Source organism: Ruegeria sp. HKCCA6837, assembly GCF_013034475.1.
In the GTDB taxonomy this organism is placed as follows: domain Bacteria; phylum Pseudomonadota; class Alphaproteobacteria; order Rhodobacterales; family Rhodobacteraceae; genus Ruegeria.
This window is the reverse complement of the sequence record NZ_WQGD01000013.1, coordinates 69115-93205: the sequence shown is the minus strand read 5'-3', so window position 1 is coordinate 93205 and position 24091 is coordinate 69115. Positions and strand designations below refer to the sequence as shown.

General features: G+C 57.4%; 29 protein-coding genes. 6 read left to right on the top strand and 23 right to left on the bottom strand.

Annotation, left to right across the window (positions count from 1 at the left end; genetic code table 11):
• Positions 1 to 3: 3 nt before the first annotated feature.
• A complete protein-coding gene (locus tag GOV91_RS16955) occupies positions 4 to 831 on the top strand; it encodes an alpha/beta hydrolase (RefSeq protein WP_171236371.1) in 828 nt (275 codons plus the stop codon).
• Positions 832 to 1122: 291 nt separating this feature from the next.
• On the opposite strand, the gene GOV91_RS16950 is transcribed toward GOV91_RS16955, so the two are convergent.
• The 3 genes from GOV91_RS16950 to GOV91_RS16940 are packed head-to-tail and all read right to left on the bottom strand — an operon-like array spanning position 1123 to position 3755.
• A complete protein-coding gene (locus GOV91_RS16950; RefSeq protein ID WP_171236370.1) occupies positions 1123 to 2034 on the bottom strand; it encodes a PhzF family phenazine biosynthesis protein in 912 nt (303 codons plus the stop codon).
• Between the two features lie 55 nt (positions 2035 to 2089).
• On the bottom strand, positions 2090 to 3070 hold the full coding sequence (locus tag GOV91_RS16945) for an alpha/beta fold hydrolase (protein WP_171236369.1): 981 nt from the start codon (positions 3068 to 3070) through the stop codon (positions 2090 to 2092).
• Positions 3071 to 3128: 58 nt separating this feature from the next.
• Positions 3129 to 3755 carry a pyridoxamine 5'-phosphate oxidase family protein gene (locus GOV91_RS16940; RefSeq protein WP_171236368.1) on the bottom strand — a complete coding sequence of 209 codons (627 nt, stop codon included), beginning with the start codon at positions 3753 to 3755 and terminating at the stop codon, positions 3129 to 3131.
• A 118-nt stretch (positions 3756 to 3873) separates the two neighbouring features.
• Here GOV91_RS16940 and GOV91_RS16935 point away from each other — a divergent pair, with 118 nt between their 5' ends.
• The gene (locus GOV91_RS16935) at positions 3874 to 4773 is read left to right on the top strand and encodes a LysR substrate-binding domain-containing protein (RefSeq protein WP_171236367.1); all 900 of its coding nucleotides are present in this window, start codon (positions 3874 to 3876) and stop codon (positions 4771 to 4773) included.
• Between the two features lie 277 nt (positions 4774 to 5050).
• On the opposite strand, the gene infB is transcribed toward GOV91_RS16935, so the two are convergent.
• From infB to pip, 6 genes are all read right to left on the bottom strand, one after another.
• On the bottom strand, positions 5051 to 7525 hold the full coding sequence (gene infB, locus GOV91_RS16930; RefSeq protein ID WP_171181173.1) for a translation initiation factor IF-2: 2475 nt from the start codon (positions 7523 to 7525) through the stop codon (positions 5051 to 5053).
• Between the two features lie 8 nt (positions 7526 to 7533).
• On the bottom strand, positions 7534 to 8157 hold the full coding sequence (locus tag GOV91_RS16925; RefSeq protein ID WP_171181171.1) for an RNA-binding protein: 624 nt from the start codon (positions 8155 to 8157) through the stop codon (positions 7534 to 7536).
• Between the two features lie 22 nt (positions 8158 to 8179).
• Positions 8180 to 9799 (bottom strand): transcription termination factor NusA, encoded by a 1620-nt coding sequence (gene nusA, locus GOV91_RS16920; RefSeq protein ID WP_171181168.1) that lies wholly within the window; start codon positions 9797 to 9799, stop codon positions 8180 to 8182.
• A complete protein-coding gene (gene rimP / locus GOV91_RS16915) occupies positions 9799 to 10389 on the bottom strand; it encodes a ribosome maturation factor RimP (protein ID WP_171181146.1) in 591 nt (196 codons plus the stop codon). The genes nusA and rimP overlap by 1 nt, the downstream gene beginning before the upstream one ends.
• Before the next feature lie 159 nt (positions 10390 to 10548).
• A complete protein-coding gene (locus tag GOV91_RS16910; protein ID WP_171236366.1) occupies positions 10549 to 11370 on the bottom strand; it encodes an ABC transporter substrate-binding protein in 822 nt (273 codons plus the stop codon).
• The gene (pip, locus tag GOV91_RS16905; protein WP_171181140.1) at positions 11367 to 12344 is read right to left on the bottom strand and encodes a prolyl aminopeptidase; all 978 of its coding nucleotides are present in this window, start codon (positions 12342 to 12344) and stop codon (positions 11367 to 11369) included. The genes GOV91_RS16910 and pip overlap by 4 nt, the downstream gene beginning before the upstream one ends.
• A gap of 48 nt (positions 12345 to 12392) precedes the next feature.
• Here pip and ubiG point away from each other — a divergent pair, with 48 nt between their 5' ends.
• Positions 12393 to 13139, top strand: coding sequence for a bifunctional 2-polyprenyl-6-hydroxyphenol methylase/3-demethylubiquinol 3-O-methyltransferase UbiG (ubiG, locus tag GOV91_RS16900; RefSeq protein ID WP_171236365.1), 747 nt, complete (start codon positions 12393 to 12395; stop codon positions 13137 to 13139).
• A 3-nt stretch (positions 13140 to 13142) separates the two neighbouring features.
• On the opposite strand, the gene GOV91_RS16895 is transcribed toward ubiG, so the two are convergent.
• Genes GOV91_RS16895 through GOV91_RS16880 form a run of 4 tightly spaced genes read right to left on the bottom strand, consistent with a single transcriptional unit; the run spans position 13143 to position 15489 of the window.
• The gene (locus tag GOV91_RS16895; protein ID WP_170334681.1) at positions 13143 to 13583 is read right to left on the bottom strand and encodes a MarR family winged helix-turn-helix transcriptional regulator; all 441 of its coding nucleotides are present in this window, start codon (positions 13581 to 13583) and stop codon (positions 13143 to 13145) included.
• A 15-nt stretch (positions 13584 to 13598) separates the two neighbouring features.
• Positions 13599 to 14429 carry a carbon-nitrogen hydrolase family protein gene (locus GOV91_RS16890; RefSeq protein ID WP_171236364.1) on the bottom strand — a complete coding sequence of 277 codons (831 nt, stop codon included), beginning with the start codon at positions 14427 to 14429 and terminating at the stop codon, positions 13599 to 13601.
• Entirely contained in the window at positions 14429 to 14686 is a 258-nt protein-coding gene (gene grxC, locus GOV91_RS16885) for a glutaredoxin 3 (RefSeq protein ID WP_171181132.1), read from the bottom strand. Before grxC ends, GOV91_RS16890 begins: the two co-directional genes overlap by 1 nt.
• Positions 14687 to 14724: 38 nt before the next feature.
• Positions 14725 to 15489, bottom strand: a complete 765-nt coding sequence (locus GOV91_RS16880; protein ID WP_254440703.1) for a ComF family protein — start codon at positions 15487 to 15489, stop codon at positions 14725 to 14727.
• Here GOV91_RS16880 and GOV91_RS16875 point away from each other — a divergent pair.
• Both GOV91_RS16875 and hemH read left to right on the top strand, forming a co-directional pair.
• The gene (locus GOV91_RS16875) at positions 15470 to 16300 is read left to right on the top strand and encodes an SAM-dependent methyltransferase (protein ID WP_171236363.1); all 831 of its coding nucleotides are present in this window, start codon (positions 15470 to 15472) and stop codon (positions 16298 to 16300) included. The two genes, GOV91_RS16880 and GOV91_RS16875, sit on opposite strands and share 20 nt — an antisense overlap.
• Positions 16301 to 16357: 57 nt before the next feature.
• Entirely contained in the window at positions 16358 to 17407 is a 1050-nt protein-coding gene (gene hemH, locus GOV91_RS16870; RefSeq protein ID WP_171181128.1) for a ferrochelatase, read from the top strand.
• Between the two features lie 132 nt (positions 17408 to 17539).
• Here the strand turns inward: hemH and GOV91_RS16865 are convergent, their stop codons facing one another.
• From GOV91_RS16865 to GOV91_RS22825, 3 genes are all read right to left on the bottom strand, one after another.
• Positions 17540 to 17722, bottom strand: coding sequence for a hypothetical protein (locus GOV91_RS16865; RefSeq protein WP_010442520.1), 183 nt, complete (start codon positions 17720 to 17722; stop codon positions 17540 to 17542).
• A 139-nt stretch (positions 17723 to 17861) separates the two neighbouring features.
• Entirely contained in the window at positions 17862 to 18461 is a 600-nt protein-coding gene (locus GOV91_RS16860; RefSeq protein WP_171181126.1) for a L,D-transpeptidase, read from the bottom strand.
• A gap of 45 nt (positions 18462 to 18506) precedes the next feature.
• Positions 18507 to 18632 (bottom strand): hypothetical protein, encoded by a 126-nt coding sequence (locus GOV91_RS22825; RefSeq protein WP_256368706.1) that lies wholly within the window; start codon positions 18630 to 18632, stop codon positions 18507 to 18509.
• On the opposite strand from GOV91_RS22825, the gene GOV91_RS16855 reads away from it, so the two are divergent.
• Positions 18631 to 19146 (top strand): CAP domain-containing protein, encoded by a 516-nt coding sequence (locus tag GOV91_RS16855; RefSeq protein WP_171181124.1) that lies wholly within the window; start codon positions 18631 to 18633, stop codon positions 19144 to 19146. The two genes, GOV91_RS22825 and GOV91_RS16855, sit on opposite strands and share 2 nt — an antisense overlap.
• Before the next feature lie 50 nt (positions 19147 to 19196).
• Here GOV91_RS16855 and GOV91_RS16850 read toward each other — a convergent pair whose 3' ends face one another.
• From GOV91_RS16850 to GOV91_RS16820, 7 genes are all read right to left on the bottom strand, one after another.
• A complete protein-coding gene (locus tag GOV91_RS16850) occupies positions 19197 to 19661 on the bottom strand; it encodes a PTS sugar transporter subunit IIA (RefSeq protein WP_171181242.1) in 465 nt (154 codons plus the stop codon).
• A gap of 58 nt (positions 19662 to 19719) precedes the next feature.
• Entirely contained in the window at positions 19720 to 20283 is a 564-nt protein-coding gene (gene hpf / locus GOV91_RS16845) for a ribosome hibernation-promoting factor, HPF/YfiA family (protein WP_171181122.1), read from the bottom strand.
• A gap of 252 nt (positions 20284 to 20535) precedes the next feature.
• Positions 20536 to 21294 (bottom strand): LPS export ABC transporter ATP-binding protein, encoded by a 759-nt coding sequence (gene lptB / locus GOV91_RS16840; protein ID WP_171181120.1) that lies wholly within the window; start codon positions 21292 to 21294, stop codon positions 20536 to 20538.
• Positions 21294 to 21785, bottom strand: coding sequence for an LptA/OstA family protein (locus GOV91_RS16835; protein ID WP_171181118.1), 492 nt, complete (start codon positions 21783 to 21785; stop codon positions 21294 to 21296). The genes lptB and GOV91_RS16835 overlap by 1 nt, the downstream gene beginning before the upstream one ends.
• A gap of 3 nt (positions 21786 to 21788) precedes the next feature.
• Positions 21789 to 22388, bottom strand: a complete 600-nt coding sequence (gene lptC / locus GOV91_RS16830; RefSeq protein ID WP_171181116.1) for an LPS export ABC transporter periplasmic protein LptC — start codon at positions 22386 to 22388, stop codon at positions 21789 to 21791.
• A gap of 11 nt (positions 22389 to 22399) precedes the next feature.
• The gene (locus GOV91_RS16825) at positions 22400 to 23362 is read right to left on the bottom strand and encodes an SIS domain-containing protein (protein WP_171181114.1); all 963 of its coding nucleotides are present in this window, start codon (positions 23360 to 23362) and stop codon (positions 22400 to 22402) included.
• The gene (locus tag GOV91_RS16820) at positions 23359 to 23973 is read right to left on the bottom strand and encodes a ribonuclease D (protein WP_171181112.1); all 615 of its coding nucleotides are present in this window, start codon (positions 23971 to 23973) and stop codon (positions 23359 to 23361) included. Before GOV91_RS16820 ends, GOV91_RS16825 begins: the two co-directional genes overlap by 4 nt.
• Between the last annotated feature and the right edge of the window lie 118 nt (positions 23974 to 24091).

Sequence of the window (24091 nt, the reverse complement as noted above, 5' to 3'; positions counted from 1 at the left end):
GCAATGCTGTACCGGGGGTTCACACAGGCCGAGTTGGATCAGGAGTATTCGCCCTCGTCAATGATCGGTGGAGACCTTACACCCTATCTGGACAGCTACGCCGCGCTCAGCGCACAGCACCGCGCACAGATGGAGGTGATCGGGAACATCTCTTACGGTGATGCAACCGCTCAGGTTCTGGATTTCTTTCCCGCAAAAGGTGCTGGTGCACCGCTGCATGTCTTCATTCACGGGGGTTATTGGCAAGCCCTCAGCCAGCGCGATTCGGCGATGATGGCACCTGCCCTGATCGAGGCTGAACAGTCGTTTGCAACGCTGAACTATACACTCGCCCCGAATGCACGGATCGGAGAGATGGTCGAAGAATGTCGCGACGCTTTGCTCTGGCTGGCAACCAACGCATCTGATCTGGGTTTTAACCCGTCGCGGATCACCTTGTCCGGGCACAGCGCCGGGGCTCAGTTGGTCAGCATGGTAATGGCAAGCTCAGCCAACGAACTGGCGCGCGCGGGACTGCGTGTGCGCGACGTGATCCTGATCAGCGGAATTTATGATCTTGAACCGATCAGCCTGACGCCGATCAACGACCCGCTGCAATTGACCCCGGTTGAGGTGAACGACCTGTCCCCCACCCGCCACCTGCCCCGCCCTGGCCCGCGCTATCACGTGACCGTGGCCGAACGCGATACGCCCGAGTTCATCCGCCAGAGCCGGGACTATGCCGAACAGCTGCGCAAAGCCGGGCATTCCGTCAGTTTCGATCTGAAAAGTGGGATGCACCATTTTGACATCATCATGCATCCGGGGACGTTTTTATCGGTGTCGCGTTAGTCAAGGAAATCGGGCGCCCAAAAGATTTGTCCCCTTCGCCGAGAGCCAAGTAATCAAACACGAACCGAGGTTTGTACCGGAACTGCAAATGCCAGCCCCAAGCGCAACCCGGCCATTGAAATTTCGTGCTGCCCCCGCGAGCAGCACGAATTGTTGTTCCGAGACGCGAATACTCGTGTCGCATTGCGATGGAAAACTAGTCCATCCGCCAACGGGGTGAACTCATTTCGTAAACTCGTCGTACGCGGAATTGGGCCCAACGAACGTCACACGTGATCAGCTTTTTTGTCGCTAGAAAGCAATTTGAAGCGAGCGCGCGACCTTGCCGTAGCCACCCGCCATGAGGCCCGAGATTGCGCCATCCTCAACCTCCAAATCAACTTTAATTAAGCTCGGGCTTGCAGGGTTCATAAACACTCCTTGCTTGATCTGGAATGAACGCTGAGATGAATCGCCAAAATCGTGCAATACACATGCCAGCGGCCCCGCGGCCATCCCGGTCGCTGCTTCTTCTTCAATCGCGTATCTGGGCGCGAACATGCGAGTCGTGGCATCTCGACTTGTCGCTAAGGGATCGTTTGTGAAGACGTAGTAGCCGATCAAATCCAGCTGCTCACTGATTTGAGTGATTTTGGCATAATCTGGTTTGACATTGGCAAGAGCCCTGGCATTTGAAAGACCAACAACGATGAAGCTATTACCGGTATTGACCAGAAGCGGTGGGAACCTCCGATCAATTTGAGAATTGTCGATCCCGAGTGAGTTCAGAACATCATCGATTTTCACGCCCTTTTTGGCCCACTCTTCAACTCCCGAATAGCGTGGGGCCAATTGCTCCATGTAGGCGGCACCTTCTTTCATGAGGATGCGCCTCGGCCCATCAACCGTCTCCTTGGAAGTATCGGGGTTGGGGATCCGGCCTAACGCATCAAGGTGCGAAAAGGCTGCGATTGTCGCGTGACCGCAATGAGCGATGCGTCGGTTCGGTGTGAAGAAATCCAGCTTGAAGCCTTCGGTCTCGGACCGAGAGACAAAGGCCGTTTCGGACAATCCAACCCTTGCTGCAATGTCCTGCATGTCTTGCTCACTCAATTCATCAGCGTCCAAAATGACACCTGCGGGATTTCCTCCGGTGCCACCGTCGACAAAGCCGTGTACGACTTCAACCGTTGCCTGTCTGGCTGTATTTGCCTGTGTGTTCATTGGTCGTCTCCATGCATAAGGCCGCACCCTTGAGCATGGTGCGGCCATTTCTACGTCAGTTGCTGGCGTTGGTGATACGATTCAGAAAGGCAGTCATCTGCGTGGCAATCTCGGGTCCATACTCTTCCAGCGCGAAGTGTCCAGTATCGAGCAGGTGAAACTCAAGATCCTTCAGATCACGTTGATAGGGAAAGGCACCTTCGGCAGGGAAGATGTGATCATTCTTGCCCCACATCAGCAGCGCCGGTGGCTGATGCTTGCGAAACAGCGCCTGCCATTTTGGGTATTCGGCAACGTTGGTGCCGTAATCCAGGAAAAGTTCAAGTTGTACCTCCTGATTGCCTTCGCGGTCGAGCAAGTATTGGACGTGCCAGAAATTGTCCGGGTTAATCAGTTCCGGTTTCTGGACACCGTGGGTGAATTGCCATTTGGTAGCATCTAGAGTGAGGAATCCACGAAGCTGATCGCCATTCTCTTGCGATGGCTCGGCCCAATAGGCTTTGATTGGATCCCAGAACTCGCGCAGCCCTTCCTCATAGGCATTCCCGTTTTGAATAATGAAGCCCGTGACTCGTTCGGGCTGTTCCGCAAACATACGAAAACCAACCGGAGCGCCGTAATCCATCAGATAGACCGCGTAGTGATCCACGCCCTTTCGGTCGAGCAGCGACGTCATCATTTTCGATATATTCGCGAAAGAATACTCGAAATCTTCTGCCATCGGCATATCCGATGCCCCGAATCCTGGAAAATCTGGCGCAATCACGTGGTAGCGCTTGGCCAGTTCAGGAATAAGGTTTCGGAACATGTGTGAAGAGGTCGGAAACCCATGAAGCAGCAGGACAGTGGGCCTGTTCGGATCTCCGGCCTCACGATAGGCGAAATTGATGTCGCCGATTTGTTCCGTACGGAAACTGATGGCCTGAGTAGCTTCAACTTGGGTCTCTGCGGCGATTGCAGGGGCTGGTGCCAATGGCCCAACGATAGAAAGCGCAAGAATACTGGCGCTCAGGATGGATTTCAGATTGCGCGGCATGGGTATTTCCTTTCGTCATTCTAGGGCGCGCGTCTTAACGCGCGGGGTTTGACACCGGTCAGTTTTGCTGGCCGAGCGCCTCTTCGAGCCTTGCGTTTCGCGCTTTCAGCGCTGCCAGTTCAGTGCGAAACGGGGCCAGATAATCTTCAAATTCTTCAAGGGTCAGGCGTTGGGGGATGTGCTGCGGGCAGTTCCAGTCCATCGCCTCAAGCTTGATCACAATCGCCCGCTCAGGATGTGCGCGATAGCCTGGCGCACTCAGGCGCCGCATCAGGGCCGGATCAGTCTCGGCATCAATGAGCATCGCCCGACCCCAGATCTTGAGACGTCTCTGATTGGGGTAATCCATTAGGATCAGCGAGATGCGGTCATTGATCAGCAGGTTGCCTGAACTGAGATACTGCCGGTTGCCCCGAAAATCGGCGTAGGCAAGTGTCCGTTCATCCAACACCTTTAGAAAACCAACTGGTCCACCGCGGAATTGTACGTAAGGCCAGCCGGTTTCCGAGACCGTAGCTTGATAGAAGCCGTCCCTTTGCGCGATGAAGCTGGCCTCAACCGGGCTGATCAGGTCCTCCTGACGGGCACCTGCCAGAAACTTCGCGTAACCGGTCGCTGACCCATTCTTGGCCTGCGTTTCGCGTACGGAGGGCGTGAAACTGATCTCTGCAAAGGGTCGTACCATCGTATTCTCCACCTTGATCTGGGCTATGCCCTGGGACTGAGGTGAAGTTAATCAGAGCTTCTGTGTTGCGGAATTAGGATAATTGGCAATATATTATTCCAAAATATGGAATAGTATTTTGGACAGATTTCACGCGCTAAACGTCTTTGTCAAAGTGGCCGAGCTGAAAGGCTTTGCCGCTGCGGCCCGTCACCTCAGAATGTCGCCGCCAACAGTGACCCGAATGGTTTCCATGCTTGAGGAAAGCCTCGGGCTACGTCTTTTTGCGCGCACAACGCGCTCAGTTATGCTGACTGATAGTGGGCAAAGGTTTTTTGAGGATGCCAGACGTATTCTGGCTGATCTTGAAGAGGCCGAGCGCGCTGCAATCGGTTCCTATTCCGAACCCACCGGGGAATTAAGTGTCACCGCATCGGTCTTGTTTGGTCGCATGTTCATTACTCCGCTTTTGGGCGAATTTCTGGATCTGTACCCAAAGCTCTCGGCACGTACCCTCTATGTTGACCGCGTGGTCAATCTGATTGATGAGGGCCTCGACGTCGGCATCAGGATCGGCAACATGGCGGATTCAAGCCTCATGGCTGTCAAATGCGGCGCAGTGAGGCAGGTACTATTTGCGTCGCCGGCATATCTTGACCAACACGGCGAACCGGAAACACCCGAAGACTTATCCAATCGTGCCATAATCAACTCAACTGCGCTCAATCCATCGGCCCAATGGCATTTTCAAACGGGCAGAAAGACAACTGTCAAACGCGTGAGCCCGCGCATCAGCATGAATACAAATGATGCTGTGATCGAGTTGGCCTTGCGAGGCCATGGCATCGGGCGGCTTCTGTCTTATCAGGTGGCACCCTACATAGCAGATGGGCGGCTCAAGACTGTGTTAAAGCCTTATGAACCGCCCGAGGTTCCCATCCATCTTGTGCATCAAGAGGGCCGAACCGTGTCTGCGAAAGTGCGCGCCTTTGTGGATTTTGCCGCCGAGTGCCTCAAGTCCAACCCCCTACTTGGCTAAACGGGATCCCGGTTTGAGAGCGCGACCAACTAAAAGGCGAACTCGTACTATTCAGCCGCTGCTGCACCCGAAGATGTCCATACATTTGGAACAAAGGCACCATCCAACGCAGTGTTGAGAGGAAATGCAGTTGCCGCGAATGCGTCAGGATGCTGCGTCAGAAAAGGTGCGGAATCCAAGATTGGTTTTGCCCACGCGGCAGATGTTGAAACCCAACAAGAACCAACAAAAAAGCGGCCCAAGGGGGCCGCTTTCTCTAATTTCGTTTTGAACCGGATCAATCCAGTGTCCGGGTGACCTCTTCGCGCTCGAAGATTTCGATAACGTCTCCTTGGCGAATATCGTCGTAGTTCTCGAACGCCATACCGCATTCCTGACCCGACTGAACCTCGGCCACTTCGTCCTTGAAGCGTTTGAGCGTCTTCAGCGTGCCCTCGTGGATCACCACGTTGTCGCGCAGCAGGCGGACACCTGCCGAACGACGGGCAACACCTTCGGTGACCAGACAGCCGGCAACTTTGCCGACGCCGGTGACCTTGAAGACTTCGCGGATCTCGGCATAGCCGATGAACTTCTCGCGGATCTCGGCGCTCAGCAGGCCGGATGCAGCTGCTTTCACGTCGTCCACAAGGTCATAGATCACCGAGTAATAGCGGATCTCAACACCCTTCTGGTTCGCGGTGTTCCGGGCCGATGCGTTGGCACGAACGTTGAAGCCCATGACTGGCGCGCCTGATGCTTCGGCCAGGCCGACGTCGGTCTCGGTGATCGCGCCCACGCCCGAATGCAGCACGCGCACGCGCACTTCGTCGTTGCCGATTTTTTCCATCGCCTGAACGATAGCTTCGGCAGACCCCTGCACGTCAGCTTTGACGAGGATCGGCAGCTCGGCCACGTTCTCGTCTTCTTTCGCCTTTTGCATCAGCTGTTCAAGGGTCGTTGCGGCACCAGCGGCGGCGCGTTTGTCCTTGGCAGCTTGTTCGCGATAAGCGGCGATTTCGCGGGCTTGTGCTTCGGTCTCGGTCACGTTCAAAACGTCACCGGCTTCGGGCGTGCCGTTCAAGCCCAGAACCTCGACAGGAACCGATGGGCCAGCTTCTTTGACGCGGTCACCCTTGTCGTTGATCAGCGCGCGGACCTTACCGTATTGCTCACCCACAACGAAGATGTCGCCCTGGCGCAACGTGCCGTTCTGAACCAGAACGGTGGCCACAGGACCACGACCAACATCCAGCTGCGCCTCGATCACAGCACCTTGGGCGGCGCGGTCGGGGTTGGCTTTCAGTTCCAGAATTTCGGCTTGCAGCGCAATGGCTTCCAGCAGCTCGTCCAGACCCTGACCGGTGATCGCGGACACTTCGACGTCCTGAACCTCACCCGACATTTTCTCGACGATCACTTCGTGTTGCAGCAGATCGGTGCGCACCTTGTCCGGGTTTGCGTCCGGCTTGTCGACCTTGTTGATCGCCACGATCATGGGCACTTCTGCCGCTTTGGCGTGGTTGATCGCCTCGATCGTCTGCGGCATCACTGCGTCGTCAGCCGCAACAACCAGAACCACGATATCCGTGACCTGAGCACCGCGCGAACGCATCGACGTAAACGCTGCGTGGCCCGGTGTATCCAGGAAGGTCAGCGTGGTGCCGCCCTCGGTTTTCACCTGATAGGCGCCGATATGCTGGGTAATGCCACCGGCCTCGCCCGCCACAACACGCGCATCGCGGATTGCATCCAACAGCGAGGTTTTACCGTGGTCAACGTGACCCATGATGGTGATGACCGGCGGGCGCGGCTTCAGATCTTCATCGCTGTCTTCGACCTCTTTGATGACGTCTTCAACATCCGAGTCAGAAACACGCGTGACCTTGTGGCCAAATTCTTCGATGATCAGTTCAGCCGTGTCAGCGTCGATGGTCTGGTTCTGTGTGACCATCATGCCCATCTGCATCAGCGATTTGACAACGTCAGCCACACGTTCGGCCATACGGTTGGCCAGTTCCGAGACCATGATGGCCTCGGGCAGCTGCACGTCACGGATCACCTTTTCCCGCTCAACCGTGCCGCCCATGGCTTTCTGACGCGCACGCTCTTGCTTGCGTTTCATCGCAGCCATCGAGCGTTGGCGGTTGCCTTCGCCACCAGTGGCCTGACCCAGTGTCAGCTTGCCAGAACGGCGATTATCTTCACGACCTTTGCCGCGACCGCGCTGCTCGCGTTCACGATCCTGTTTACGCGGAGTCGCAGCAGGCGCAGGTTTGCTGGTCGGAGCGCGTGCCGCTTTCGGCTCTTCCGGCGCGGGCGCTGCAGCAGCACGTTTGGCAGCTTCTTCCGCCTCTTTGCGCTTGCGCTCTTCTTCTTCCGCCTTCTGGCGTGCACGCTCTTCGGCTTCGCGCTGTTCGCGCTCCTTGGCTTCCTGTTCCGCACGGCGGCGGGCGCGCTCTTCTTCGCGCGCCTTTTCAGCGGCCTCACGGGCGGCGGCCTCTTCAGCCTCGCGCGCCTTGGCTGCTTGCAGCGCCTTCATGCGGCGCGCCATTTCCGCGTCGGATATACCCGCCGGGCGACGCGACGGATCACCCGAAGGTGCAGCACCGCCACTTGGCTTTGCCGCGCCCGGCTTGGGGACCACCACGCGCTTGCGTTTGGTTTCCACCACGACATTCTTGGTGCGTCCGTGGCTGAAACTCTGTTTCACATTTCCGGGGCGTGCCCCGCCACGAAGACCCAATGTCTTTTTGCCGTCATTATCGCTCATAAAGCTTCTTACCCTTCCGCGCGGCCCCTGCCGCCGTCATCCGTTTCGCGCAAGCCACGCAAGCGCTGCGCTTCCTCTACAACACGTTTGGCGAGTCCGCCAGAGGCCATGGCAGCATGAATCACCGTTTGGCGTCCAAATGCCTGCCCTAATTCGTCCGCAGTCAGCCAACCAATGTATTTTCCGAAGTGCGGCGTGCTGAGTTTGGACTTGCCGCGCCCCGATCCATCAATGGCCTGAAGCAGCACCTGCGCTTCTTCTCGGTCCAGCCACGTCTTGACCTTTTCATAACCGGCAACCGCGTCACCAGACTTGCGCGCCAGACTGAGCAACTCAACCACGCGGCGCGCGATCTGTTTTTCAACTTCGTCGCTCAGATCGCTCGGCACAGAAACCTGCGCCTTGAACCCGCGCGCAAACAGCTTTTTGCCAACGGCCTTGTCCAGTGCGGCGCGATCTGCCGCCACATAGACCCCACGCCCCGGCAGCTTTGCCGCAACATCGGGATAAACCTGACCGTCCGGTCCCGTCACAAAGCGGATCAGACCGTATTTCGGCTGAACCTCGCCCGTGGCAATGCACTTGCGTTCGGGTCCGTCAGACCGATCTTTATGGACGCCACCGCGACCCATACGCGCCACCCGAGGCCTGAGATCAGGCCTCGACCTCCTCGTCTTCTCCGTCGCCGTCGACATCCTCTTCCGCCTGCTCCAACTCGGCCGGATCAACCCAACCCAACAGGATGCGCGCGGTCATGACCATGTCCTGTGCCTCTTCCAGCGTCACGCCAAAAGGTTCAAGTACACCGTCATCCTTGATGCGTTCGCCATCAACCGTGGTCCAGCCACCGGCCAGTTCCCAGTCCGCGCAGGTTGCGAAATCTTCCAAAGTCTTCACATCGTCCTTGGCCAGCGCTTCTACCATCTGGGGTGTCAGGCCTTCGAATTCAATAAGGCTGTCCTCAGCGCCCAGCGCACGGGCTGCGTCCAGTGCTGCCTTGGCCTGCGCTTCCAGGAATTCACGTGCACGGGTTTGCAGTTCCTGTGCCGTGCCTTCATCAACGCCGTCAATGACCAGCAGTTCTTCGATTTCGACATAGGCAACCTCTTCGAGGTTAGTAAAGCCTTCGGACACCAGCAACTGAGCGAAGAACTCGTCCAGATCCAGCGTTTCCATGAACAATTGGGTGCGGGCTTCGAATTCTTTCTGACGACGCGCCGATTCCTCGGCTTCTGTCATGATGTCGATGTCCAGATTCGTCAGCTGGCTGGCTAGACGTACGTTTTGACCACGGCGGCCGATGGCCAGCGAAAGCTGTTCCTCGGGGACCACAACTTCGATCTTGCCGGCTTCTTCGTCCAGAACCACCTTGGAGACCTCGGCGGGCTGCAGCGCGTTCACCAGGAAGGTCGGTTGATCTTCGTTCCACGGAATGATGTCGATCTTTTCGCCCTGCAATTCGTTCACAACCGCCTGTACGCGGCTGCCGCGCATACCGACGCAAGCACCGACGGGGTCAATCGAACCGTCATACGAAATCACGGCGATCTTCGCGCGCGAGCCGGGGTCACGGGCCACGGCCTTGACCTCGATGATGCCGTCATAGATTTCCGGCACTTCCATCTTGAACAGTTCCGCCATGAATTCTGGCGCGGTGCGCGACAGGAAGATCTGGTGGCCACGAACCTCACGACGCACTTCCTTGATATACGCACGAACGCGGTCATTTGGGCGATAGCTTTCGCGACCGATCTTGTCATTGCGGCGCAGAACAGCCTCGGCACCGCCCAGATCGACGATGACATTGCCGAATTCCTCGCGCTTGACTGCACCGTTGATGATGGTGCCCGCACGATCCTTGAACTCTTCGTACTGACGATCACGTTCCGCTTCGCGGACTTTTTGCAGGATCACCTGTTTCGCGGACTGCGCTGCGATACGGCCCATTTCCACGGGGGGCACTTCTTCGACGAAGACGTCACCAACCTCGGGCGCTTCCATGTACTGGCGCGCCTGTTCGACAGTCATTTCCGCCTGATAGTTCTCAAGCTCTTCATCCTCGACCACGGTGCGCACACGAGTAAAGGTCGCCTTGCCGGTCTTACGGTCGATGGACACGCGAATGTCCATTTCCGCGCCGTAACGGCTCTTGGCGGCACGGGCGAGCGATTCCTCCATCGCTTCGACAACCAGACCGGGGTCGATCATCTTTTCGCGGGCCACGGCCTCGGCGGTCTGCAGCAGCTCCAGCTGGTTGGCTGAGGTGATTGCCATCAGTTCGTCTCCTCTTCGGACCCTTCGGTCTCAATCTCGTCGAAAGCGTTTTCGTTCAGGGCGCCGGCGTCCTTGCGCTGGCGCAGCATTTCCTTGATCAGATCATCGGTCAGGACCAGCTTGGCGTCGCTCAACCAGTCGAATTGCAGACCGATGGTGATCGTCTCATCTCCCTCGGGGATGTTGATCAGAACCTCATCCCCTTCGATCCCGGCCAATTCACCTTTGAAGCGGCGGCGACCGTCGATCAGCTCGGCCGTTTCGATCTTGGCCTCATAGCCTTCAAACGTCTCAAAATCCTTGAGGCGCGTGAGAGGGCGGTCGATACCGGGACTGGACACTTCCAGCGTATAGGCATCAAGGATCGGGTCTTCGACATCCAGCGTGGCGCTGACCGCGTTCGAAATCTCGGCACAGTCGTCCACTTCGATGCCGCCGTCGGGCTTGTCCGCCATGATCTGCAGCGTGGTCTGCTTACCGCTCATCAGGCGGATACGCACGAGTTCGTACCCCAGATCCTCGATCACGGGGGCGATGATCTCGGCCAGTCGCCGGTCAATGGCAGCTTTGGCTATCAAGTCGTTTGTCATCAGGTGCTCTACCCTTTAATCGGGCACAAAAAAACGGGCGCGCGGCCCGTCGAATTTTCCGGTGGAGCCTTGAACCAGAAGTCCAACGCGCCGCTGTTGAAACTGCATATACGCAGGATGGTCCGAGTCTGCAACCCCCGGCGGGATTCGCAGCCGAATTTACGCCATCCACCACCGTTCTGCGATACGGCCGTCGTCTAAAACCGAAGGTCCTGCAATATGGCGCGGCATTCCGACAGCACCAGCTACAGCAAGGGCCATGTCCGCTTCGGACGGGTGAAACCGAAGACCGCGGACACCCTGCATTTCCGCCTTATCCGGCAGAGCCGCCACATCGACATAACCATCGCGCAGCGCTTCGGCCCGAACCCCCGCGTCCGGAATTACGATAGCCTCGATGGCATCGACCCATCCGGCCTGACCATCCTTGTAATGCCCCACCACACGGCGACCGAGGAAATGTCGCCCGTCTTCGGCCCGTTCGACGCGGTAACAGCCAGTGCCGTTGGCGGCATGTAATGGCGACACAGTTTGACCCGATCGTTTGACGACAAACCGGCTGTCTGCCAACATAAAGGGCAGACCCGGATTGGCCTGAGCCAGTTCCAAGTGCACGCGATTGGGGGCCATGGCTTCGGCGCGACCAACTTCCGCCAGAACGGCCAGAACGTCCGTAATTTCCAACGGTGTACCATCGTGGAAAACCGCATCATCACGCAGATCAAAGGTCCAGACCCGTGCGTCGGCGTCGGTCTGCCACCCTGTTGCAAGCTCACCCCGCAGCGTTCCGTCGGGCGCGATCTCGGTCAAAGAGTCGAAAACAGCCCCGCGTGCAACTTGTTCAAGGCTGTCGTCGCGCGGTACGGCCAGACGCAACGTGCCGCCTTTCTTCGGCGTGTCCGCCAAGGACGCACCGGTCGCCGCCAAAAGCGCGGCAGCGGCACCTGACGCAAACAAGGCACGGCGGTCAATCCGGGTCATGCCACACCCTCCGCCACGCGATCCATGATGCGCACAAGCTCGGCGCTGATGCCGGGTTCAGACAACGCATGGCCCGCCTGCCGCACCATCTTCAACTCGGCATTGGGCCAGCGTTCAGCCAGATTCCATGCGGCCTGAGGCGGGCAGATCATGTCGTACCGCCCCTGAACGATATGTCCGGGAATATCGGCGATCCGATCCATCTGATCCAGAATCTGCCCATCCCTCTCCAGAAACGCCTTGTTGATGAAATAGTGATTCTCGAGCCGCGCAAAGGTGCGGGCGTATTCACCCGGACTTTCGCCCACCGATCCGTTGGTATGGATCGAGGCCAGCGCATTTTCCCAATGCGACCAGGCGCGTGCATACAGGATCTCGGTCGCGCGATCGCCCGAGAACAGGCGCTTATTATAAGCAGCAATTGTATCGTCCAGCTCACCCTCGGGCAGCAGAGCGGTGAATTTTTGCCAGTGCTCGGGCCAGAACCGTCCGGCCCCACCGCCGTAGAACCAGTCCAACTCGGCCTGCGTGGCCAGAAACACACCGCGCAGCACCAGACGGCTGACCCGATCAGAATGCGTCTGCGCATAGATCAGAGCCAGCGTCGCCCCCCAGCTGCCGCCAAAAACGATCCACTCATCAATTTCGAACAGTTCGCGCAGCCGTTCGATATCAGCGACAAGATGCCACGTCGTGTTGTTTTCGACCGATGCTGTGGGCCGCGACCGACCACATCCGCGTTGATCAAACAGAATCACCCTGTACGCACGCGGATCAAAATAGCGCCGCATAGCAGGGCTGCAGCCGCCCCCTGGGCCTCCGTGAAGGATAACAACCGGTATCCCATCGGGATTGCCGCATTGTTCCACATAGATACGGTGCCCATCGCCCATATCGACCATGCGCTGATCGAACGGGTCGATCGGCGGGTACAGATATTGAACTGCGCGCTTTTGGTCCGGGTACTTGTCCATTATGGCCCTATATAGTCCTTAAGCGTAAAAGAGCATACGGAGACAGGAATGCAAGCGCATCCGAACACTGTGGACCCGTCCGAGATCGCAAAATTCGAGGCGATGGCGGCAGAATGGTGGGATCCTCACGGGAAATTCAAACCTCTGCACATGCTGAATCCGTGCCGTCTGGATTATATCACACAGCAGATCGCAGGTGAGTTTGACCGTGATCTGACCGCGCAGAACCCGTTCGAGGGCCTGCGCCTGCTGGATATCGGCTGCGGTGGTGGGTTGCTCAGTGAACCGATGGCGCGCTTGGGCGCGGCGGTCGTGGGTGCCGACGCCGCCGAACGCAATCTTCCTGTCGCCCGCATCCATGCGGAACAATCGGGCTTGGAGATTGACTATCGCCATACCACGGCCGAGGACATGGCCGCCGCTGGTGAGCAGTTCGACGTCGTGCTGAACATGGAAGTGGTTGAACACGTGGCCGACCCGCAAAGCTTCCTGACCGCCACGCAACACTTGCTGAAACCCGGTGGGCTGCAGATTTGTTCCACCATCAACCGTAATCCGAAATCATATGCGATGGCGATCTTCGGGGCCGAGGTGGTCATGCGCTGGTTGCCGCGCGGCACGCATGAGTGGAACAAGTTCATCACACCTGACGAACTGTCCGAGCTACTGCGCCAGGCCGGGCTGGACCCGGTGGATCGCAAGGGGTTTGTGTTCAACCCGATCTTGTGGAGCTGGTCGATCTCGGATCGGGATCTGAGCGTGAATTTTGTGACAGCGAGTGTAAAGCCGGGGTGAATCCTACTCCCCTTCCAACTGCAACCGTAAATCCCGCAGTACGGGCAGCGTGCTGCGGACCCGCTCAAGCCCCAGCTCTCCGACCACGCGGTTGATCAGCGGGGCAATCGACGAAATCGCCTGATCCCGTGCCCGCCGACCGGCGGGGCTGATCGCCACCATCTTGCGGCGGGCGTCGTCCCAGTCGGGGCGGATGTGGATGTATCCGGCCCATTCCAGCTTGGCCAAGGTGTTGGTCATCGCGCCGCGCGTGACGTGGAAGGTGCTGGCCAGTTGCGCCGGGGTCCGCTCATCCCCCACAAACACCAGATGGTTCAGCACCGAGAAATGCGAGATTTCCATGCCCTTGGGCAGCACCCGGCTCAGCCGGTTGCGCAACAATTGGTCTGCAGTCAGAATCTCGCTAAACAGCGTGACCGCCAGGGCATTTTTTTCGTCCGTCATAAGTCCGGTTCTGGGTCAGGGCCTGTCGAAAGGCCGCACATGCGTCAATGAGGGCACGCGACGGCGCGCCTCTGTCACAGAACTATCATCCAAATCGAAAATGTGAATGCCCGGATCGGTACCTGCGTCGATCAGCACCTCCCCCCACGGGGCGACAACCATGCTGTGGCCGTGCGTGTAGCGGGTTTTTCCGCGCGTCTTAGGATGTTCTCCGGTCTGTGCCGGAGCCAGCACCCAACACCCGGTCTCGATCGCGCGGGCGCGCAACAGCGATTCCCAATGCGCGGCCCCTGTGACAGGCGAAAACGCCGCTGGAACCGTCAGGATGCGTGCCCCCGCCTGCGCCAGAGCAGCGTGCAAATGGGGGAAGCGGATATCGTAACAGATGGTCAGCCCCACCTTGCCAAAATCGGTCTCGGTAATCACGGCTTTCTCGCCCGGGCGGTAGTTTTTCGATTCGCGGAAGGTCTCGGATTCGGAAACCTGCACGTCGAACATATGGATTTTGTCATAGCGCGCCACGACCTGACCCCGCGGGTCGATCATGAAGCAACGGTTGGCAAAGCGTCCATCCGTGTCATGGGTTTTAATCCCCAGCGAACCGATCAAAAGCCACACACCCAGTCTGGCGGCCTCTTCGCGCAAGCCCGCCAGGGTGATGTCGTCTTCTTCATGCTGCAGAACCTCGCGCTGCCGCGTTGTGCTGGTCGAAACACAGTTCGTAACCTCGGGCGTCAGAATGAACCGCGCGCCTTGCCCGGCCGCCTCGGCCATCATGGCGCGCACCATGTTCAGATTTTCGGCCGGATCGTCCGACGAGGTGATCTGCAGCAGCGCAGTCTTCATCAGGCCGCCAGCAGCCGGTCGAGCTTGCCCTGACGTTCCAGTTCATACAGATCGTCACAGCCGCCTACATGCTGTGTTCCGATGAAGATCTGCGGCACCGTGCGCTTGCCACCGGCCCGTTTGATCATCTCGGGTTTGCGTTTGGGGTGCATCAGCACGTCGACTTCTTTGAATTCAACGCCTTTCTGTTTCAGCAGACGTTTGGCCGCATGACAAAAACCGCATAGCGGCGAGGTATAAATTTCTACCGGCTTCATTTTCCGTTCCCTTTGGGTTTCGCGCAATCTTGGGCGAATTAGGCATCCTTGGCAACGCGCGCCAGAGCCAACACGAAAATATGATTTGCTCCTGCAGCCTGGCATACACGGGCGCAGGCCGCCAGTGTTGCGCCAGATGTCATCACGTCATCCACTAGCAACACGTCCCGGCCGTTCAGACGCTGTACCCTGCGCGGGTGGATGCGAATCGCATCTTTCAGGATCTCGGCCCGTTCTTGCGCCGTTTTGCCATCCAGAACCTGTGTCCGTCTTTTTCGCACCAGCAGGTCCGGCACACAGTCCAGCCCACTGTCCTGACCCAGGTGCTGCGCCAACAGGGCCGATTGATTGTAACGCCGTTTGAGTAGACGGGACCAATGCAGCGGCACAGGGGCAATCACCATATCCGGTCGCAACAGCTCATGCGCTGCCTGCGCCATCCAACGCGCTGCCGGGCGGGCTAGCTCGGGCCGGTCGCCATGTTTCAAAGCCAGGATCAGCGCACGCGCCTTTCCATCATAAAGCAACGCTGATCTGCCAGCCTTCCAGGGCGGCGGGGCTTTTAGGCAGTCGTCACACTCGATCCGATACCCATCCTGTGTGCCCATCAGCGGCACTCCGCAGCTGTCGCATACGGTGCCGCCAATAAAGGGCGTTTCGCGCCAACACGCCCCGCACAGGCCAAAATCTGACGCGGTAAGCGCGCCGCATCCCATACAACGAGGCGGGTAAATCAGTGCAAGTGCGGTTTGAATCCGCCGCGCGATGCGATACTTGCGAGCTATGAAGTTGCCCGAGTCCAACGCACCCTCTCTGTTTGATCGCAAAACCATCCTGCGCCACCGCGGACGTGCACAGGATGACGCCTTCTTCCTGCATCGCGCCGCGATTGACGAGGCGCAGGATCGGCTCTCTATAGTTAACAAAGCCTTTACAGCGCCTGCGATCGTGAGCCCGTTTCCACAGCTTTGGGACGGCATTTTTTCGGGAGCTACCTTGGTCCAGGATGACGACGTTCTGGCACTGCAGCCCGGCGCCCATGATCTGGTCATCCACGCGATGGCCCTGCATTGCGCAAATGATCCGGTTGGGCAGCTGATTCAATGCCACAGGTCGCTGCAACCTGACGGGCTTTTGCTGGTCTTATGTTTGGGCGGCGAAACACTTCACGAACTGCGCGCGGCTTTGGGGCAAGCCGAAGTCGAATGTACAGGCGGGCTGAGCCCCCGTGTCGCACCAATGGCCGAGCTGAGAGATCTGGGCGGGCTGCTACAACGGGCAGGTCTGGCCTTGCCCGTGGCGGATTCGATACCTCTGACGGCGGAATACCGCGACATTTGGCATCTGATGCGCGATCTGCGCCATATGGGCGAAACCAACGCTTTGTCTGCACGGCTAAAACGCCCGACCAGACGGACCGTGTTCGAGGCCGCACAACGTATCTATGCGGATCACTTTTCGACCGACTCAGGCCGCTTGACCGCCACTTTCGAATTGATCTGTCTGACCGGTTGGTCGCCGCACGATAGCCAACCCAAACCCCTGCGCCCAGGATCGGCCCAAGCCCGTCTGGCTGACGCCTTGCGCACCACCGAGGACAAACTGCCTGATTGACGTGCGGATAAATCCCCTTATCTCAGGCCGGACCATAAGAAATTCAGGAAGTCCCATATGTTCGACGCTATCCGCCCTGCACACGCTCCTACGGATCATCCCAAGATCAGGATGGGCCGCGTCGGCATTCTGCTGGCAAATCTGGGTACACCGGATGACTATACATATTGGCCGATGCGCCGTTATCTGAACGAGTTTCTGTCGGACCAGCGCGTCATCGACTATCCGAAATGGAAATGGCAGCCGATTCTGCAGGCCATAATCCTAAGCAAACGGCCTTTTAGCTCAGGCGAAGCTTATAAATCGATCTGGAATCACGACAAAGGCGAAAGCCCTTTGATGACGATCACCAAGGATCAGACCGCCAAGCTTAAGGCAGCGATGCATGACCGCTATGGCGATCAGGTGATGGTCGATTTTTGTATGCGATATGGCAACCCTTCAACCAAGTCCAAGGTACGTGAAATGGTGGCGGCAGGGTGTGACCGCATTCTGTTCTTCCCGCTCTACCCGCAATACGCAGGCGCAACGACGGCCACAGCCAATGACCAGTTCTTCCGTGCGTTGATGGAAGAGGCCTGGCAACCAGCATCTCGCACTGTGCCCGCCTATTTCGACCAGGCCAGTTACATCGACGCGCTGGCGCAATCTGTCGAGCGCGCCTATGCGGCAATGGAGACAAAACCCGACATTCTGGTCTGTTCGTACCACGGAATGCCAGATCGCTATCTTCAGCAAGGCGATCCCTATCACTGCCAGTGCGCCAAGACATCACGTCTGCTGAAAGAGCGGTTGGGCTGGTCGGATGATCAACTGGTTTCGACCTTCCAATCTCGATTCGGTCCCGAGGAATGGCTGAAGCCTTACACCGTGGATCACGTGGCGGATCTGGCAAAGCAGGGTAAGAAAAACATTGCCGTCATCGCGCCCGCGTTCTCAGCCGATTGCATCGAAACGCTGGAAGAGATCAACGAAGAGATCAAGGAAAGCTTTGAAGAGGCGGGAGGCGAGACCTTCACCTATATTCCATGCCTGAACGACGACGATGCGCACATAGCGGCCCTTGGGAAGGTGGTCGAAGATAACCTGCGCGGTTGGCTGGAATAATTTCGCTCGGGCGATCGCCACGGTGGACGGGCGATTCGTTCAACAATGAATCCCCGAGGGCCGAGACAAACAGTCGGAAATAAAAAAGGCGGTGGATTGCTCCACCGCCTTTTTCAAGAATTCCGTGTTGGCTTAGCTTGCAGCAACAGCAGCAGCAACAACAACCAGCAGGATCAGCGGCAGGATGATGCCCTGCGACGAACCTTGAGTTTCTTCAACAACAACAGGTGCTTCAACAACCGGCTCTTCCAGGTTGCCAGCGTATGCGGTCGAAGCTGCGGCGGTCAGAGCTGCGGCGAGAACGAGTTTTTTCATATTAACCTCCAGAATTTGCACGGTTCCAATGCCCGGAACCGCGCACCTAAGACTTACCTCGTGTTTTTTTCTAATCAGCATTGGCGCTGGATTGCAATTGCAACTTGAGCGCTAAGCGGCTTCGCGAAGGAAAATGTCGTCAAATTAGCAACACTTGCGTGCCGACCTTCGCCATAGAAAACAGTTCAGCAATATCATCGTTGAAGAGGCCAATACAGCCATTCGACGAACGTCGCCCAATTTTGCGCGTATCGTGGGTGCCGTGAATGCGATAATATTTCCAGCCCAGATATAAAGCGTGCGTTCCCAGAGGGTTATCTGGCCCCGGCGGGATATAGTCGGGCCATTCCGGATTTCTTCTCTTCATCGACGGTGTCGGCGACCAACTGGGGCCTTCAACTTTGCGGATCACGCTGGTGCGCCCGCGACGGGTCATCTCTTCGGTCAAAGGCACCGAAGATGGATAGAGTTTGTATACGGATTGATCATCTGACCAATAATGCAGCGCGCGAGACACGGTATCGACCAGAATAGCGCCGTTTCTGGTGTTCGAGAAATACGGCTGCCAGTCCAAAGCCCGGAAACCGGACACGTTGCGACGCACGGGCGGCTCGGGTTCAGGCGCGGGGCGCAGCGGATCACCTGGAATGTACTGGGCCAGCGCCGGAGACGCCAACGACGCGGTAGCACCGGTCAGAAACCCCCGGCGTGTGGGCGACAGAAAACGCTTTTTGTCCATGACAATGGGTCCTGTGTTCTGGAGAGTTCTGAAATCTGGCCTATTCTATTGCGAGAATGCTTCAGTCGCAAACCAAACCGGCAGAATCACGCGAGTAATGACGAATGTACGTTTGCTCAGCGCAGTCAGGCACGCTATGCCGGGTGACAACACAATTATCAGGTCGATCATGACGCGTATCGTTTCTTTACTGTTGATTTGCTTTGTCGCACTTGCGGCATGTACTGACACCCGCACCACGGCCATTGGCGCAGATGGCCGCCCCTTGCCGACGGTTTACAAGATTCGCGGCAACCCGGAAAAGCTGCAGTTCCGTATGTTGGATTCGGTCAACGCTCTGCGGCAGGCTCAGGGTCTGCAGGCAGTGCAGTTGAACTCTCAGCTTAACGCGGCGGCAGCAACGCATTCCAAGGATATGGCCCGACAAAACCGGCCCTGGCACTTTGGGTCAGATGGTTCTTCGCCGATCGATCGGGCCGCGCGGGTCGGGTATTTCGGCACATTTCTGGGCGAGGCCATTTCCGAAACCTACGAGACCGAGACCGAGACACTGGCAGCCTGGATGCAAGAACCGGGACCGCGCGCTGTCATCATGGACCCTAAGGCAACCCAGATGGGGTTCGCCTGGCATCAGGAAAGCGGTGGAAAAATCTGGTGGACGCTGGAAATGGGATCCGGCGGCTGATCCAGATCTGCCTAAAAAAGCCCCCGGAAAACGGGGGCTTTTTTAGTCTTTTAAGCAGCTTGCATAGATTGAGCTTCGGTCAATATCGCATAGAGCTTAACCGGATCTGGGTTCGCTCGCAGCTTGGTGCAGACCGAAGTATCTCGCAACGTGCGCGACACCAATGCCAGCGCCTTGAGATGATCCACGCCCGCCTCTTCCGGCGCAAACAGCGCAAAAGCGATGTCTACAGGCTGTCGATCAACCGACCCGAAATCGATGGGTTTTTCCAGCATGACAAACACGCCCGAAACCGCTTCAAGCCCGGCCAGGCGCGCATGCGGCAAAGCCACACCATGCCCAACGCCAGTGGGGCCAAGGCTTTCGCGCTCAAGCAGGCAATCAACGACGGCCTGAGCATCAAGGCTCCGGGTCGCGGCGGCGACGTCGCCGATTTCCTGAAACAACCGCTTCTTGCTGGAAGCGGCCGAGAGTACACGTACTGCCTCGGGCTTGAGAATGCTCGAAAGCTCCATGATCACGCTCCATGGAACGGCACCCGCCTTGGCGGGTGCGGTCCCGTTTTCTTGCCTGTTACGGATCGATCCAGCCGATGTTACCGTCATCGCGACGGTAGACAACGTTCAATCCATCCTTGTTCTCATTCCTGAACACCAGCACCGGAGCGCCAGCAAGTTCCATTTGCATCACGGCTTCCCCAACGCTCAGAGACGGAATTTTCGTCTCCATCTCAGCCACAATCATGGGCTGCAGCGATTCGGGTTCGTTTGCCGTGTCCGATTCGTCAGAGGCGAGGATATAAGAGGACGCACCAAAGAGTTCAACCGGCTCTGAACGGTCCTTGTGGTGATCCTTCAGTCGGCGCTTATAGCGGCGCAGTTGGGTTTCCATCTTGTCACAGCATGCCTCGAATGCTGCATAAATCTCAGTTGCGTGCGCCTTGGCCTGGGCGGTAAGGCCCGTCGACAGATGCACAGTTGTTTCGCATACATATTCATGCGCTGAACGGGAAAAGACGACGTTGGCATCTGTTGGCCGCTGAGCATATTTGCCCACAACCTCGCCCAGCTCGGTCTGCACGTGTGTCTGCAGGGCCGCGCCGATGTCGATCTGTTTTCCGCTGATTTGGTAACGCATGTGATCTCCTTCACAATTCACACCCATTCTGACGTCGCAGTCCGCGACGAACTTGTTTTTATCGGGTGGGGGGTCGCGACATTTTCTGCGGTTGCCTTAAAACCTGCCCTTCGAAGAAGGGACATCGAGATCCAGACTGGAACCGAGTAAATGCCATAGACCAATTGAGGCAAGAGACGAAGGAAGAGTCAATCAAAACAGGCGTGTATATACGCGATTTCCGTCGTGAACCGGATGCCATTCAGCACAACCCTATGAAATACGGAAGTTTTCGCCCAAATAGACCCGACGCACATTCTCGTTTTCGACAACTTCATCAGGTGTGCCAGACATCAGCACCTGGCCATCATGCAGGATATAGGCGCGATCCACAATTTCCAGCGTTTCCCGGACGTTGTGATCTGTGATCAGAACACCGATTCCCCGTTTTTTCAGGTCAGCCACCAGATGCCGAATATCCCCGACACTGATCGGGTCGACGCCTGCAAAGGGTTCGTCCAAGAGCAGATATTTCGGATCTGCTGCCAAACAGCGCGCGATCTCGACACGGCGGCGCTCACCACCCGAAAGCGCCAAGGCCGGGGCCCGGCGCAAATGCTCGATAGAGAAATCAGACAGCAGTTCTTCCAGCCGCTCTTTGCGCCGATGGGCGTGTGCGACAGTGATGTCCAGAACGGCGGCGATGTTGTCCTCGACGCTCATCCCGCGGAAAATCGACATTTCCTGTGGCAGATAGCCGATCCCCATTCGAGCGCGCCGATACATCGGCAAGGTCGTGACATTCTGGCCGTCGATTGTCACTTTACCCGCCTCGGGAAACACAAGACCCGCCACGGAATAGAAAGTTGTGGTTTTACCCGATCCGTTTGGTCCCAGCAGCGCCACGACCTCGGACCGGTCCAGTGTCATGGAAACCTCTCGGATAACCGTCTTTTTCCGATAAGACTTTCGCAGCTTCTCGATACGTAGGCCTGAACTGCCCTCGGCCACAGAAAGCTCGGGGCGCGCCATCAGTTGTTGCCCTGCTGCAAGATCGTTTTGACACGCCCTGTCATCGTTGCGGTACCCGTCGTCAGATTGGCGTTCATCTGATCGCCGCTGATAACACTGGGGCCCTGTGTCAGAAGGACGTTCCCCTTCATCACGATCACGCCCGAGTCGATTGTGTATTCTGCCCAATCGCCTTCAGCAGCGTCAGGTGGGCTGACCAGAACCACGTTTTCGCTTGCCTCCATCCGTTCGATGGCCGAGCGTTCCTGATTGTAGATCACCAAAACCCGTTCAGCTGTCAGCCGCATTTCACCCTGTACAACGATGACATCTCCAAGGAACTCGGCAGAGCCGTCTTCCTGGTTCACATTCAGCGTTTCAGACGTCACCTCGACCGGCAGACTTGGGTCGGCATTCGCAGAACCAAAGGCCACCTGCGCTTCTTGCGCAGTCGCGGACCCGGCACCCACAATTACAGCGAGACACAGAGGAACAAAACGAAAATCGAACACAGGTTATCTTTCTGCCTTTTCAGGCTCGTATATCAGCTTCACGCCATCTGTAAAAACAATATGGACGGGACCATCCTTTTTTTCAGTTCCAAAGGTCATGCGCCCGGCAGAAAAGTTGCCGATCGGCCCGGTTCCGTTCACCTGCCCCGGTGTGTCGCCGCGAATTTCGTCCAGCGACGTGTTGAGCAGATCTGTTGTGACCTGAAGACCATCCGCTGTGGTGATCACCACGTCGCCGACAAAGGTGGCCGTGCCCTCATCCGGACGAATTAACCCAGAGTTGGAATCCAATGTGATCGTTCCGCCATTCAGTAAACCAAACCGGCCGCGGAATTCAGACGCTGCCGGAGTTGACCCTTCGCTGCCTTGGGTGGCCTGCGTGGCTTCAATTTGCACATCCTCGCCTTTGCGGGTTGTGCCCTGGTAATTTGGCTGGGTCACGACTTGCTGGGCCAGACGTTCATCAATGTCATTTTGCGCGAAAGGCACTGATACATTTGTTTCGATGCTGCGGGACAGCAGAAAGACAGTGGACAGCAAGACGATGGCCGCAAGCGGCAACAGGACCTTCAGGAACTGCACCATGCGGGAATATCTGTCCACTTCGCCCCCCCTCAGCCCAGACCGACGCGCAAACAATCGTGGATATGCAACAAGCCCTGTGCTTGTCCATCCGCCTCGGGGTCGACCACAAACAGCGAAGTGATCTTGCGATCATTCATGATCGCGACCGCTTCTTCGGCCAGTGCGTTGGGAGCAATGGTCATCGGATCACGGGTCATTACATCTTGCGTGCTCTTGTCCAACAACCCGTCCATGTTACGACGCAAATCGCCATCGGTGACAATGCCCAGCAGACGGCCTGCGTCATCGGTAACACCAACGACACCAAAGCTTTTTTGGCTCATGACCAGCAAAGCCTCGCTCATCGGAGTGCCCGATGCGACAACAGGCATATCCGAATGCATCAGGTCGCGCACCTTACTGAGCTGCGCGCCGAGTTTACCGCCCGGGTGGAAGTCGCGGAAATTCTCGGGCTTGAAATCCCGGTACTTCATCAAAGCAATCGCCAGCGCATCGCCCATTGCCAAAGTCAATGTCGTCGAGATCGAAGGCACCATGCCAAAGCCACATGCCTCACCCATTGACGGGATCAGCAGATGTACATCCGCCTGCTTCATAAGCGTGCTCTGGGGCTTACTGGACAAGCCGATCAGCGGAATGCCAAAGCGTCGGGTAAATGCCAACATGTTGGCCAGTTCCGGAGCCTCGCCCGAGTTTGAGATCGCCAGGACAACATCGCCCTTGGATACCATCCCCAGATCGCCATGGCTGGCCTCGGCCGGATGAACAAAATAGGCCGGCGTACCCGTGCTGGCCAGAGTCGCAGCAATCTTGTGACCGATATGGCCTGATTTGCCGATCCCGCTGACAATGATGCGACCCGTTGCTTGCAGGATCAGTTGCACAGCCTCGGCAAAGTGTTCATCAAGGCTTTCGGCCAGCACGTCAAGGGCGCGGGCTTCATCAGTGACAACCTGTCGGGCAGTTCTCAGAAAGGCTTCGGTATCGGTCATGAGTGCGCAAAGATATCCGTTTCGGGCCAACCGGCGAGGTCCAGCTTCGCACGCATTGGCAAGAAATCAAAACAGGCCTGCGCCATCTCGGTCCGGTCCTCGCGGGCCAGCCGTTTGTTCAATTCGTCCCGCAGGCGGTGCAGGTACAGAACGTCCGATGCCGCATAGTCCAACTGAGCGTCCGTCAGGGTTTCAGCGCCCCAATCGCTCATTTGCTGTTGTTTCGAGATATCGACACCGATCAGTTCTTGGCACAGGTTTTTCAGCCCGTGCCGGTCCGTATAAGTGCGCACCAACCGGCTGGCGATCTTGGTGCAGTAAACCGGTGCAGCCAACGCGCCAAAGGTGTGATACATTGCGGCAATGTCGAAACGCCCAAAGTGGAACAGCTTAAGCACGTCGGGGTTTTCCAGCATGGCGCACAGGTTCGGCGCTGCGGTCTGGCCCCGTTCAACCTGAACAATATGGCTGTTGCCGTCACCACCCGACATCTGGATCACGCACAAGCGGTCGCGATGCGGGTTCAACCCCATGGTTTCACAGTCAATGGCCACAATGGGCCCCAAATCCAGCCCGTCTGGCAGATCGTTTTTGTACAAATGGTTCGCCACGCAACTATTCCTCTGAGCGCTTTCGCCTCCGAGATAGGCGGTTTGGCCCATAAACTCAACGCCGTCCAAAAATCGCGGTCATTTCATCACCAAGCAATTGATTTTATCCTCAAGGGGG